Genomic DNA, 254 nt, shown 5'->3' on the forward strand with positions numbered 1-254 from the left:
CCGGTGGCCGATCAGGTAACCCATCATGTGGTGGGGGAGCCCATTCTCTACGGTTGGGTCGACTTCTACCTGGATGAAACTGTTTCCATTGCCCTGATCTCCCTGGGCGCCATGCTGTTTGCCCTGTTCCTGCTGAACCGGACCTGGCGCGGCACCCTGTTGCCTCTGCTCAGTGGCGTGGTGTCGACCATCTGGGCTCTGGGTATCGGGGTTCTGCTGGGCTTCAACTTCGATCCCTTGGTAATTGTGGTGGC

1 protein-coding gene is annotated in these 254 nt (G+C 59.4%); it reads left to right on the plus strand.

Annotated features, from left to right (window positions below; translation table 11 throughout):
• The coding region (locus ACFVYJ_RS13845; protein WP_463255448.1) for a hypothetical protein at nt 1-254 on the plus strand (254 nt) is incomplete at both ends.

Origin of the sequence: Pontibacter sp. JAM-7, from assembly GCF_048548695.2 — a bacterium.
Classification (GTDB): domain Bacteria; phylum Pseudomonadota; class Gammaproteobacteria; order Pseudomonadales; family Balneatricaceae; genus Neptuniibacter.